The organism is Paenibacillus plantiphilus (genome assembly GCF_927798095.1).
In the GTDB taxonomy this organism is placed as follows: Bacteria; Bacillota; Bacilli; order Paenibacillales; family Paenibacillaceae; genus Paenibacillus_Z; species Paenibacillus_Z plantiphilus.
On the sequence record NZ_CAKMMF010000004.1, the window covers coordinates 138,840 to 151,809 of the forward strand.

Annotated in this window: 12 protein-coding genes; all 12 read right to left on the minus strand. The window is 50.9% G+C overall.

Translation table 11 applies throughout. The annotated features are described in order from the left end of the window. Positions 1-28: 28 nt before the first annotated feature. On the minus strand, positions 29-598 hold the full coding sequence (locus tag L6H65_RS04525) for a phosphate propanoyltransferase (protein ID WP_236339259.1): 570 nt from the start codon (positions 596-598) through the stop codon (positions 29-31). 92 nt (positions 599-690) lie between these two features. Next, positions 691-1,557, minus strand: a complete 867-nt coding sequence (locus L6H65_RS04530) for a 2-oxoacid:ferredoxin oxidoreductase subunit beta (RefSeq protein ID WP_236339260.1) — start codon at positions 1,555-1,557, stop codon at positions 691-693. A gap of 1 nt (position 1,558) precedes the next feature. Then, positions 1,559-3,292, minus strand: coding sequence for a 2-oxoacid:acceptor oxidoreductase subunit alpha (locus L6H65_RS04535; protein WP_236339262.1), 1,734 nt, complete (start codon positions 3,290-3,292; stop codon positions 1,559-1,561). Positions 3,293-3,476: 184 nt separating this feature from the next. Beyond that, positions 3,477-4,424, minus strand: coding sequence for a dipeptidase (locus tag L6H65_RS04540; protein ID WP_236339264.1), 948 nt, complete (start codon positions 4,422-4,424; stop codon positions 3,477-3,479). Between the two features lie 91 nt (positions 4,425-4,515). Beyond that, positions 4,516-4,782: a stage V sporulation protein S gene (locus tag L6H65_RS04545; RefSeq protein WP_219870467.1), complete on the minus strand. Its 267-nt coding sequence runs from the start codon at positions 4,780-4,782 to the stop codon at positions 4,516-4,518. Positions 4,783-4,924: 142 nt separating this feature from the next. Next, the gene (locus L6H65_RS04550; protein ID WP_236339267.1) at positions 4,925-5,719 is read right to left on the minus strand and encodes a TIGR00282 family metallophosphoesterase; all 795 of its coding nucleotides are present in this window, start codon (positions 5,717-5,719) and stop codon (positions 4,925-4,927) included. A gap of 73 nt (positions 5,720-5,792) precedes the next feature. After that, complete coding sequence (gene rny / locus L6H65_RS04555) at positions 5,793-7,334, minus strand: ribonuclease Y (protein WP_236339269.1); 1,542 nt, start codon at positions 7,332-7,334, stop codon at positions 5,793-5,795. A 182-nt stretch (positions 7,335-7,516) separates the two neighbouring features. Next, the gene (locus L6H65_RS04560; protein WP_236339271.1) at positions 7,517-8,215 is read right to left on the minus strand and encodes a RecX family transcriptional regulator; all 699 of its coding nucleotides are present in this window, start codon (positions 8,213-8,215) and stop codon (positions 7,517-7,519) included. A 144-nt stretch (positions 8,216-8,359) separates the two neighbouring features. Next, positions 8,360-9,412 (minus strand): recombinase RecA, encoded by a 1,053-nt coding sequence (gene recA, locus L6H65_RS04565; RefSeq protein ID WP_290370306.1) that lies wholly within the window; start codon positions 9,410-9,412, stop codon positions 8,360-8,362. A gap of 226 nt (positions 9,413-9,638) precedes the next feature. Continuing rightward, on the minus strand, positions 9,639-10,892 hold the full coding sequence (locus L6H65_RS04570) for a competence/damage-inducible protein A (RefSeq protein WP_236339273.1): 1,254 nt from the start codon (positions 10,890-10,892) through the stop codon (positions 9,639-9,641). 117 nt (positions 10,893-11,009) lie between these two features. Then, positions 11,010-11,582, minus strand: a complete 573-nt coding sequence (gene pgsA / locus L6H65_RS04575) for a CDP-diacylglycerol--glycerol-3-phosphate 3-phosphatidyltransferase (RefSeq protein WP_236339275.1) — start codon at positions 11,580-11,582, stop codon at positions 11,010-11,012. Beyond that, positions 11,579-12,907: a 30S ribosomal protein S12 methylthiotransferase RimO gene (gene rimO, locus L6H65_RS04580; protein ID WP_236339277.1), complete on the minus strand. Its 1,329-nt coding sequence runs from the start codon at positions 12,905-12,907 to the stop codon at positions 11,579-11,581. Before rimO ends, pgsA begins: the two co-directional genes overlap by 4 nt. Between the last annotated feature and the right edge of the window lie 63 nt (positions 12,908-12,970).

Below are 12,970 nucleotides of genomic sequence, written 5' to 3' on the forward strand. Positions count from 1 at the left end.
CGTTCGTGTAAACCAAGCCTGCCGATTATTAACCGATAATTTCGGCCGTATCTCCTGTTGCAGCGCCAGCGGCGTTCGCTTCATCTGTATCAATATGCATATCCAGCGCAAAATCCTGGGATACGCGAGCAATGACATTCTCCAAAACTACGCCCCGCTCCCCATGAAGCCGGACAGACAGCCGCTGCTTGTCCACGATTCCCCAACGCTCGGCATCGCTTGTATGGAAATGGATATGCCGTGCGGCCACAATGACCCCTTCCTCAATCGTTACTTCGCCTGCCGGGCCTTTAATCGTGATGCCAGCTGAACCCGCAATATCCCCTGATTCTCTTACCGGGGGTTTAATGCCAAGCGCGAATGCATCTGTCCGTGACACCTCAAGCTGTGTGCGCTTGCGTGTTGGCCCCAATATTCGGACCTTAGGGAATCCACCCTTCGGACCAATAACCTCGACCGTCTCATTCGCTGCATATTGTCCCGGCTGCGACAACGGCTTCATCTCCGTCAAGGACGAGCCCTTGCCGAACAATAGTTCCACATGCTCCTCTGATAAATGAATATGTCGTGCAGAAACCCCTACAGGTACGGCTTTCATCCTCTTATCATCCTCTCGGTTGGGTCATCTATACGAATGTGTCAAAAGGCATACAGTCCAAGGACTGTATGCCTTCATATTCTCGACAAAAATTATTTAAACTCGGCGACCAGCTTGTTGAAGTGGTCAGGAGACAACGACAGATCTTGATTGGCAAGGCCAGTTTCCTGGAAGCCAACAACGAGATCCTCGTACGATTTGCGTTCTTTGTTCTGGTAGATAAGACCTGTCAGCATACCGTTCGTTTCCATGATCTTGTTCATTGCCGCAATCCGGTTCGTTGGATCGTAGTCAGGGAATTGCTCCAGATTAACGATGTTCTCCTTGAACCAGTCGTACGTATTCACTTTATTGAATGTAACGCACGGGCTGAATACGTTGATAAGCGAGAAGCCTTTATGCTTCAATCCTTCTTCAATCAGCAAGGTCAGCTGCTTCAGATCCGTTGAGAAGGACTGTGCGACAAAGGTTGCTCCAGCGGACATCGCAATTTCGAGCGGCGACAGCGTCGTCTCAATGGAGCCTTCCGGCGTCGATTTCGTCTTGAAGCCCTCTGCGCTGCGCGGCGATGTTTGGCCTTTCGTCAAGCCGTAAATTTGGTTGTCCATGACGATATACGTAACGTCGAGGTTACGACGAATGGCATGAACAGTATGTCCCATGCCGATTGCAAAGCCGTCGCCATCGCCACCGGATGCAATAACAGTCAGCTCGCGGTTAGCAAGCTTGACGCCTTGCGCGATTGGCAATGCGCGTCCATGAATACCATGGAGGCCATATGCATTGATATAACCGGAAATCCGGCCCGAACAGCCGATACCGGAGATGACAGCAAGATTTTCCGGCTCAAGACCTACGTTGGCCGCTGCGCGTTGAATCGCCGCTTGTACGGAGAAATCTCCGCAGCCTGGGCACCAGTTAGGTTTGACATTGTTGCGAAACTCTTTAAACGTTGCCATCTTAGCTCAACTCCTTGCAAGCTTTGTAAACTTCGGAAGGCAGGAACGGGTTGCCGTCATATTTCAGTACGCTGCTTATTTTCTCTGCTTGGCCCACATACAATTTCACTTGCGATGCCAATTGAGCAGTAGCGTTGTTCTCCAGAACGACCACTTTCTTCGCGCTGTCCATGTATGACTTGACGAGATCGGTCGGGAATGGATGAATTTGGCGAATCGTAATATGATTCGTTTTCAGTCCATCCTTCTCAAGACGCGTTCTTGCCTCATCAATTGTTCCGCCGGTTGAACCCATGCCGATGATGAGAATATCAGCAGCTGCATGAGGTGCATCCGCACGAACTGCATCACGGATCAGCATGCCATTCAGCTTCGTCAGACGTTTGTCCATCATCTTCAGACGATTGAGCGAGTTCTCGGAAGGACGGCCGGTTTCATCATGCTCTACGCCTGTAACGTGGTGAAGGCCGCCTTTGTCGCCTGGGATAACCCTTGGCGAGACGCCATCCTCAGTCAGCTCGTAACGTTTGAACAGCTGATGCGTTTCCAGCTCAGGCAGCTCGCGAACGAGCTTCCCGCGGTTAATTGCAATCTTATCCAGCTCAAGCGCTTCACAGGATTGCTTGCCAAGCGAGAGCTGCAGGTCTGTCATAATAATAACTGGCACTTGATACTGCTCCGCCAGATTAAAGGCTTCAATCGTGTCATAGAAGCAGTCCTCAATCGATGCCGGCGCAATGACGATCTTAGGAATCTCGCCATGCGTTCCGTATACCATAGCGTTCAAGTCAGATTGCTCTTGCTTTGTTGGCAAGCCTGTCGAAGGGCCTCCACGCTGCGTGTTGACGATAACAAGAGGCGTTTCCGTCATGCCTGCAAGACCGATCGCTTCCATCATGAGCGCCAGACCAGGACCGGCAGATGCCGTCATCGTCCGCACCCCTGCATAGTTAGCGCCGATTGCCATCGTTACAGCTGCAATCTCATCCTCTGTTTGAACGACCGTACCGCCAAGCGGCGGAAGCTTCTTAATCAAATATTCCATAATCTCGGATGCCGGAGTAATCGGATAGGCTGACATAAGACGACAGCCGCCCGCTACCGCACCGAGTCCAATTCCTTCGTTGCCGATCATGAACAGCTTCTGCTTGCCGTCAGCAGCATCAAGCTGCAGCTCTTCAATCGGGCCCCCTGCAAGCTCAAGCACGAAGTCCGCGCCGCGTTTAACCGCTTCAACGTTCTTCTCCACAATCGCCGCGCCCTTGCGGCCGAACTCTTCTTCTACCGCCTTGTTGAACACGTCAAGCGGCAAGCCCAATAGCGCCCATGATGCTCCGGATGCTACCATGTTCTTCATAAGTGAAGTACCCAGCTCTTCAGCAATCGTCGTGATCGGAACCGGGAATAGACGCGCATTATTGCCTTCAGGCAGTACAGGATTGAATTTAGCGTCCGCTACGATTACTCCGCCAGCGCGAAGCTCGTGAGCGTTGAGATCGATGCTCTCCTGGTCGAATGCGACCAAAATATCAAGATCATCGGATATAGCACGAATCGGATGCGTGCTGATTCGAATTTTGTTGTTCGTGTGGCCACCTTTGATACGGGATGAGAAATGACGATATCCGTACAAATAATAGCCAAGCCGGTTGAGCGCAGTTGAGAAAATACGGTCCGTACTTTCTACGCCTTCCCCTTGTTGACCCCCGATCTTCCAAGACAATTGACTGATCAAAATGTCCATCTCCTCTTTTTAGGTAAACATATCTCGACATTATTCTACATCATAAATAAAAGTTTTCAATGGTCAAATAAATTTTATGACTACGGGTACTAAAAAGCAAGGTATAAACGCTAGATTACACATAGTTCTTTTCGATTGAATCCATATCAGAAAGAGATGGAATGATTCCAAGCATTTAATGGGGAAGATGAGTCGTTAAAAACCGGTATGTATTCTCGCTAAAAAAAGCGTTGACCTGTGTTTCCGAATACCGTTTCAGCAGACTTTCATAGAGATGATATACTTCTCCAGGATGGGTCAGGCCGGCAACATGCGTGTTTATACCGTCAAAGTCAGAGCCGAACATCAGCTGTTTCTCGCCGCCAAGTCCGCATATATGATCAATATGTCTCAAAACATCATCTACCCCTGCGTTGCCGTCCGCGATTACAAACTCCGGCACAAACGTAATGCCGATCAAGCCGTCCATCGCAATGAGCGCGCGTATCTGATCATCTGACAGATTGCGGGGATGACGGCAGATCGCCCCGGCATTGGAATGCGATGCAATAAGCGGCCGTTTCGTCATATCCAGCATGTCCCAGAATGACTGCTCCGACAGATGGGATACATCGAGTAGTATGCCCAGCCTGTTGCATTCCTCTACAAACGCTCGTCCCTTGCTCGTCAGACCTCCCCCTCTAGGCTCCATCACCCCGTCAGCGCCCCAATTGGCGTTATTCCACGTCAAGCCTATCGCACGCACTCCAAGCTCGAACAGCATGCGCAGAAGCGCCAGGTCCCCCTGGAGGGCGTCAGCGCCCTCCAGCGAGAGCAGAGCGCCTAGTTCGCCCTTCTCTCGCGTGATACGAATATCTTGGGGCTGCTTGATGAAGCGAATGCCCGGTTCCGATAAAATCTTGCGGTGAAAGAGGTCAATGCTATGCAGAATCGGGACCATCGTCTTCTCCATGCGCTGCGGAATATAGATCGCGAAGGTCTGGAGCAGTGCCCTTGCGGTGCGCAGGCGGGGCAGTGTAACATCCAGCGTGTTCGATTCATCGTCTGCGAACGATAGATGCGGGTTCTCCAGCAGCTTCCAAAGCACATCGCAATGAAAATCAGTCGTTCTATAGTCGGCCATACAGCAACCCCCTTGAATCAAAATGCGCGCAAAAAAACCTGTCTACGCCGTAAACAGGTCCACTATTTAGTACTCCCGCCATCCCGTTATACTATCTTGGCTCCACAATGAGCTTAATAGCGGTGCGATCTTCTCCGTCAATAACAATATCCGTGAATGCAGGGATACAGATGAGGTCCACACCGCTCGGAGCTACAAACCCACGAGCAATGGCAACAGCTTTAATCGCTTGGTTCAACGCACCAGCCCCGATTGCTTGCAATTCGGCCGCACCGCGTTCACGTAATACACCGGCCAACGCCCCTGCAACGGAATTTGGATTAGACTTTGCTGAAACTTTTAATACATTTACGTCCATGTAAAGTACCTCCTCGGGATTGATGGATGGATACCACTATTTAGATAGTATTCGAGAGAGGCAAGAAAATTCCTTCTTTCTTGGGCAAGACTTTACAAACTGTTCCGAATTGCAAGAATTTTCAGAGCTTGCTTGCGATTATTTACATCATGAGCCAGTCGGTTTCTGTCAGCCGAATTTTCTGAATGCGCTTCGCTGATCCTGTCGATTCGTCAATATCTACAAGCACAGCATGGAAGTGCCAGTCTCCCTCATCTACAACGAATCTTGCCGGCAGCTGTGTCATGAACTTATGCAGAACCGCTGTTCGCTCCATTCCCAGCACGCCCTCCTTGGAGCCCACCATTCCTACATCGGTCAGATAGGCTGTTCCATTCGGCAGAATAACATCGTCATTGGTCTGAACATGCGTATGGGTCCCTACAACGAGGGAAGCGGAGCCATCGAGATGCCAGCCCATTGCGATTTTCTCGGATGTAGCTTCCGCATGAAAATCAACGAGAATGCATTTTGTCTTGGCACGCATCTCCTCAATCAGCTCGTCCGCCTTGCGGAATGGACAGTCAATTGGCGGCAGGAAGGTTCGTCCCTGCAAATTGATAATCGCCAGCTCCTTGCCGTTCGCTTTAATGACAGCTGCTCCTTGACCAGGCGCCTCCTCGGAGAAATTCGCCGGACGGACCAGTCTCGGCTGATCGTCAATCCATTCAAAAATATCCCGATTGTCCCATGTATGGTTACCCATCGTAATTCCGTGTACGCCTGCATCGAACAGCTCCTTCACGATCGCTGCCGTTATTCCTCTGCCTGCCGCTGCATTCTCGCCATTGGCAATTACGATATGCGGGTTGTATTTGCTTATTAACGAAGGCAATACCTTCTTGACGGCGCTGCGGCCTACGCTGCCTACAATATCGCCGATGAATAGCACGTTCATAACATAACCTCACCTAAATAGAATAGAAAAGTGGCTGACAAGCAGCCACTTTACAGGTTTGTTGCTGATTTAATTATTTGGCGTATTCGACTGCACGCGTCTCACGAATAACCGTTACTTTAATATGTCCCGGATAGTCGAGTTCACCCTCGATCTTCTTCGTAATATCACGCGCTAGGCGGAACGCTTCCGTATCGTCGATTTTGTCCGGCTGAACCATGACGCGAACCTCGCGCCCTGCCTGAATGGCATACGATTTCTCGACGCCCTCGAACGATTCCGAGATATCCTCCAGCTTCTCCAGACGTTTGATGTACGTCTCGAGTGTTTCTCTGCGTGCTCCCGGACGCGCTGCGGACAGTGCGTCTGCTGCGCCAACGAGCATCGCAATAACTGATGTCGCTTCGCAATCTCCATGATGGGATGCGATACTGTTGATGACGACAGGATGTTCCTTGTACTTCTTCGCAAGCTCCACGCCGATTTCAACATGGGAGCCTTCAACCTCATGATCAAGCGCCTTGCCGATATCATGAAGCAAGCCGGAACGCTTCGCAAGCGTAATGTCCTCTCCGAGCTCTGCTGCCATTAGACCGGTTAGATAAGCGACCTCCATGGAATGCTTCAGCACGTTCTGACCATAACTTGTCCGATATTTCAAGCGGCCCAAAATTTTGATCAGGTCTGGGTGCAAGCCATGAACGCCAACCTCGAAAGTTGCCTGTTCTCCATACTCGCGGATTCTTTCGTCCACTTCTTTGCGGGATTTCTCGACCATCTCTTCGATGCGCGCAGGATGGATACGTCCATCTGCGACCAGCTTCTCCAGCGATGTGCGAGCAATTTCGCGGCGAATAGGATCGAAACCGGACAAGATGACCGCTTCCGGTGTATCGTCGATAATGAGATCGATACCGGTCAACGTTTCCAAAGCGCGAATGTTGCGGCCTTCACGTCCAATAATACGGCCTTTCATCTCCTCATTAGGCAGAGCGACAACAGATACCGTTGTCTCCGCCACATGATCCGCTGCACATCGTTGAATGGCCAGCGAGATGATGTCACGCGCTTTTTTGTCAGCCTCTTCCTTAGCTTGCTGCTCGATCTCTTTAATCATCTGTGCCGTTTCATGACGAACCTCTTGCTCGACGTTGGTGAGAATAATTTGCTTCGCATCCTCCATCGTCAGGTTCGAAATACGCTCCAGCTCCTGAAGCTGCTGCTTGTAGAGTGAATCGATCTGATCTTGTGTCTCTTCGATCCGCTTCTCTTTGTTGGCTACTTGTTCTTCTTTGCGTTCAAGCGCTTCTATCTTTTTATCCAACGACTCTTCCTTCTGAAGAAGTCGTCTCTCAAGACGCTGTACCTCATTACGACGTTCACGAATGTCTTTATCAGCCTCGGTACGGACCTTGTGGACTTCGTCTTTCGCTTCGACGACCGTTTCTTTCTTAAGCGCCTCCGCTTCTTTCCGTGCATTGTCAACGATCTGACTAGCGGCTTGCTCAGCGCTGGAAATTTTGGCCTCGGCGATTGACTTTCGAATAAAGTAACCGATCCCAAAGAAAATAACGCCAACAACGAGAGTGATCGGGATCCAGAACCCTATGCCCATGTTCTCACCTCCTCATTGCATTCACCAAAGCAAACGCTTGTGACGATATTTTGTTTTACAGCCGGTTGTTAACCCGATTCATTCATTAAAATTTGACGAAAAAAATCGTTTCGAATCAATTTTTGGAAGGAAAATCGATTCTATAAAGAAAGTATACAGCTTCATTTTATCTTTTGTGAAAATCAATTGTCAAGCGCGGGACCCTCTGCGTCCAGCTTGTCCGATTCCAGAGCCGCTTCCAGTGCCTGTTTCACCGCATCGCTGGGAAACCCTCTGCGAAGCAGAAAAGCCATCAGCTTACGTTTGCGGTCGCGCGGCTCCCCCTTCACATGCGGCCACTTCTTAAGCGCGGCGCGGGTCGCAACCTCAGCCTCTGCCTCGCGGTCCAGACTCTCCGCCGCTTCCTTCGCAGTCTCCTTGGCAATGCCTCGCTGCTCCAGCTCCTGCCGCAGCAGCCTGCGCCCCTTCAACTGATTGCGCATTCGCTCGGCGGCGAACTGGGCTGCGTAGGAATCGTCATCAACCAGCCGCTCCTGCCGCAGCCGCTGCAGCGCCTTCTCACAAGACGCCTCCTCCACGCCCTTGCGAGCGAGGTAGCGCGATATCTCTTTATTCGTCCGCGGTCTGGCTCCCAAATAGGAAAGTGCCATCACATAGGCACGGTGATGGCTGTCCTCTTCATTGATTTCCCTTAGCTCCTCTGCATGGATCTCCCTGCCTTTGAAGAGCCTGTATCGAAGCAGCAGATCCTCATGTATGGACATGAACGGTTCCGTGCTGCCATTGACATACAGCAAGTACCGCTGCCGCCCTTTGGGGTCACCTTCCACAGACGTTATGAGCAGCGTCCCTTCCTCTGCAGCCAACACATCTTCCTCCATCCGACGATTCTCCCCTTCCAGCTTTCATCCACAGAGATCATCCTCATCTCTCCTCCGATGAAGTCAGACCCTCATTGTAACAGACAGAAAGAGCACCTTCTCAGGTGCCCTCTGGCCCGCTTCATCAGAATGAAGCAGCTTCGCTTATTCCAGCTCGAAATCCTCTTCTTCATCCTCTTCCTCGTCCAGTGTGCCAGGAGCAATTGAACCAGCAGTCATGCTGCAAGCATCGCGAATTTGTTTCTCAATTGTCGCAGAAATTTCTGTATGATCCTTCAAAAATTGCTTCGCGTTCTCCCGACCCTGACCTAGACGTTCGCCATTGTACGAGAACCATGCGCCGCTCTTCTGAACAATATCCATCTCGACTCCGATATCGACAATACTGCCTTCCTTCGAGATCCCTTCGCCATACATAATATCAATCTCAGCCTGCTTGAAAGGAGGAGCAACCTTGTTCTTGACGACCTTAATCCGGGTCCGATTGCCGACCATATCATTGCCCTGCTTGATCGTCTCAATACGGCGAACATCCAGACGAACACTGGAGTAGAACTTCAACGCGCGGCCGCCGGGCGTCGTCTCAGGATTGCCGAACATAACGCCAACCTTCTCGCGCAGCTGGTTAATGAATATCGTAATTGTTTTCGATTTGCTGATTGCGCCGGAGAGCTTGCGAAGCGCCTGAGACATAAGACGCGCCTGCAAACCTACGTGCGAATCGCCCATATCGCCTTCAATCTCAGCTTTAGGGACAAGCGCGGCAACGGAATCGATGACGATGATGTCCACAGCGCCGCTTCGCACGAGCGCTTCAGCAATCTCAAGCCCTTGTTCGCCTGTATCAGGCTGAGAGAGCAGCAGCTCGTCAATGTTGACGCCAAGCTTGCTGGCATAAGCAGGATCAAGCGCATGCTCCGCATCGATGAATGCAGCTTGTCCGCCGATACGCTGAACCTCTGCAATCGCGTGCAGCGCTACTGTCGTCTTACCGGATGATTCCGGTCCATATACCTCGATAATTCGTCCTCTGGGAAAACCGCCAATGCCAAGTGCAATATCAAGTGCAAGAGCGCCGCTGGATACCGTTTCAACTGCCAGTTGAGCGGACTCTCCTAATTTCATAATAGAACCTTTACCGAATTGTTTCTCTATCTGGCGTAATGCCATTTCAAGTGCAGCGCGACGATCTGCCAACGAATCCACATCCTTCATCATTTATAATAATATGATACCTTGTTTCGCATCTGTTGACAAGACTTTTTACGAACATATATTCTTATTTCTATCCATCGGCCGATGAGGAACAAAAAAAGAACCGCAGCAAAGTATTCTTCGCCACGGTTCTTCCGTTAACTACAATTAATTATAGTCGAAATCCCGGTAATTGACAAGAAAATTGTTGAATTTAGACATATTTCAGTCATTTCTCATTATCCAGTCTTTGCCATAATCGATACAGTGCTGATTTCGCCGCCCTGAGCCGAATAATATCGCGGCTTCCGCTCAAATTAGCTGTATGCACCTCTGTCTGCTTGCCTCGTTCGGCGATTCCGAAATAAACCAACCCTACCGGTTTGCCTTCCGACTCCGAAGGTCCTGCGACACCCGTAAGCGAAACGCCGTAATCACAGTCCGTCAGCTCACGTACCCGCTCCGCCATCAACGCTGCGGTGGATTCGCTAATGGCGCCAGGCGCATCCGGCCCCTCCAGTTGAGTCATAGGCACGCTCAGCAGCTTATGCTTCATCTCATTCGTATAGGTGACTACACCGCCGACAAATTCGCCGCTGCTGCCGGGAATATCAGTTACCAGCTCAGCGAACAGGCCACCTGTAATACTCTCGGCGCTTGCCAGCTTGCGGCGCGTGGCGCGCAGCTTGCGCACGATGGCTTCCTCCAGCGGAATATCCTCGCTGGCATAGAGATGCTTGCCAACCCGCTCCTTAATCGCCTCCTCAGCAGCGTCAAGCCGAGCCCCTGCCTCCAGCTGGGACACCGCCTTTGTGGAGATCCGAATAGCAACCTCGCCTTCCTTGGCATACGGCGCTATCGTAGGGTCGCTCTGCCCTTCAATGAGGTCAAGCAGCGCCTGCTCCAGACTCGATTCTCCAATGCCCGCGAATTTGAGCACTCTGGAGTACAGCCGCCGCTCTTCGCCTAGAATCGAGAGAATCCATTCCTTTGCCGGGCCATTGAACATGGGCTTCATCTCGCGCGGCGGTCCCGGCAGGAGGACGTAATGCGTGCCATCCTGGCTCAGTGCATTGCCGACCGCCAGCCCCGCATCATTAACAAGCGGGAAACTGTCTTGAATGCAGTTGGCTTGCCTCCGATTGCTCTCAACCATGTGCATTCCCCGAGAGGAGAACAGCGCTTCAATCTTGTCCATGGACGGACCGTGTATTCCGATTTCCTTGCCCAAATAGTCAGCCAGAGCATCCTTGGTCAGATCATCCTGCGTAGGTCCAAGTCCGCCGGTGAACACAATCAGCTCGGCTCGCGAGCGTGCCAGCTCGATCGCCTGGACAATCCGTCCGGCATTGTCGCCGACGACCGTCTGAAAGTAAACGTCTACTCCGATATCAGCGAGACCTTGCGATAGATACGTTGCATTCGTATTGACAGTTTGACCTAGCAGCAGCTCGGTTCCGACAGCGATAATTTCAGCGCGCATATTACAGCTCCATTTCCTGCGAATATTGTATGCGGGAACAATGCTGCGTTTTACAGGAAAAGCATCACTCCCGAGCCAACAGGAATGATGCTTCGTCCATCAACAGCAAATTCATCATTACGAAATCTGGATAATATCCTTGTTCTTAACGAAATAATCAATGCCCGAGTACACCGTAATAAGAGCGGCCACCCAGCTTGCAATAAGATCAAATCTAATATCAAGAAAGGCAAAGGGAAAATTGTTCAACAGCAGCGCAATAATCATAGTGATTTGCACAGCCGTCTTCCATTTGCCCCAATTGCTCGCCGCAAGCACGACGCCTTCCAGAAGGGCAATCTGACGCAATCCAGTCACCGCGAACTCACGGCTTATAATAACGATGACGATCCAGGCATCAATTCGATCCATCTGCACAAGCGATATGAGCACAGCAGCGACGAGCAGCTTGTCAGCCAGCGGATCCAGCAGCTTGCCAAGATTCGTGACGATCTTTCTTTTCCTTGCGATGTAGCCGTCAAGTCCGTCCGTGCTGGCTGCTATTATGAAGATGACGGTAGCGACAATCTGATTCCAGGTGATGCTGAAATCCGCGAACACAAGCGGTCCCAGATCAACATTAATTAACAGCAGAACGATGATCGGCACTAGAAAAATGCGAACAAACGTAATTCGATTGGCTAAATTCACACTAGCCCCTCCCCGGACATATCAAACTCATAAGCGTGCGTGATCCGCACCTTCTGAATTTCGCCGATTCCCGCTGTACAGTTGGCAATAAAAACCTCACCGTCAATCTCTGGGGCATCGTATGGCGAACGTCCGATATAAACATCGCTTCGGCCATCATAGCGTTCCACAAGAACTTCAATCTCGCGGCCAATATATTTGCCGTTGTTATCCTTGGACACCTCTCGCTGAATTTCCATCAGCGTATTGGAGCGCCATTCCTTGACATCATCCGGCACTTGGTCAGGCAGACGAACAGCAGGCGTATCCTCCTCGTTGGAGTAAGTGAACACCCCAAGGCGGTCGAATTTCATCTCACGCACAAAATCACACAGACGCTCGAAATCCTCCTCCGTCTCTCCCGGGAATCCGACGATGATCGAGGTGCGCAGCGCAACATCCGGTATGCGCGAACGAATTCTGGACACCAGCTCGCGTGTATCCCGCTGACGTCCGGGACGGCGCATTTTCTTCAGAATGGAATCCTCGCTATGCTGCAGCGGCATGTCAATATAATTGCATACCTTCGGATTCGATGCTATCGTGTCAATCAGCTCATCAGTAAAGAAGCCCGGATAAGCATAATGGAGACGCACCCACGCAATGCCTTCAACCTCACTCACACGATTCAACAGTTCAGGGAGCATGAATTTGTCATACAAATCCGTTCCATAATTCGTGGAATCCTGTGCGATCAGACTGACTTCCTTCACACCCTGACTCGCCAATTGCTCTACCTCATGCACGATGGAATCTATCGACCGGCTGCGGAATTTGCCCCGCATAATCGGAATCGAGCAGAATGTGCAAGCATTGTCGCAGCCCTCTGCTATCTTGACATAGGCCGTATATCTAGGCGTAGTGACAAGCCTTGGCAGCTTCTGATCGTAGTCAAATGCCGGATTCCCGACTTTGACCGGCTTCTTGCCGTGCAGCGCTTCGTCCACGATATCCGTAATATGGTGAAAATCACCCGTTCCGACAATACCGTCAATCTCCGGCATCTCTTCCATCAGCTGCTTCTTATAGCGCTGTGTCAAGCAACCTGACACAATAAGCGCTTTAAGCCGCGCGGTCTGCTTCAGCTCAGCCATATCCAGAATCGTATTGACCGATTCTTCCTTCGCCGCATCTATAAACCCGCATGTATTAACAATGATCACCGTTGCATCATCAGCTTGGTCCACTAAATGATAGCCGCGCTCATGGATCAGTCCGGACATAATCTCCGAATCGACCAGATTTTTCTCGCAGCCAAGTGTTACTACTTTAACTCTTTCAGTCATTGATGTATCCCCCAGATCTACTCCGTAAAGCTATCGGTACAAGTATAATACAAGCGTCAATCC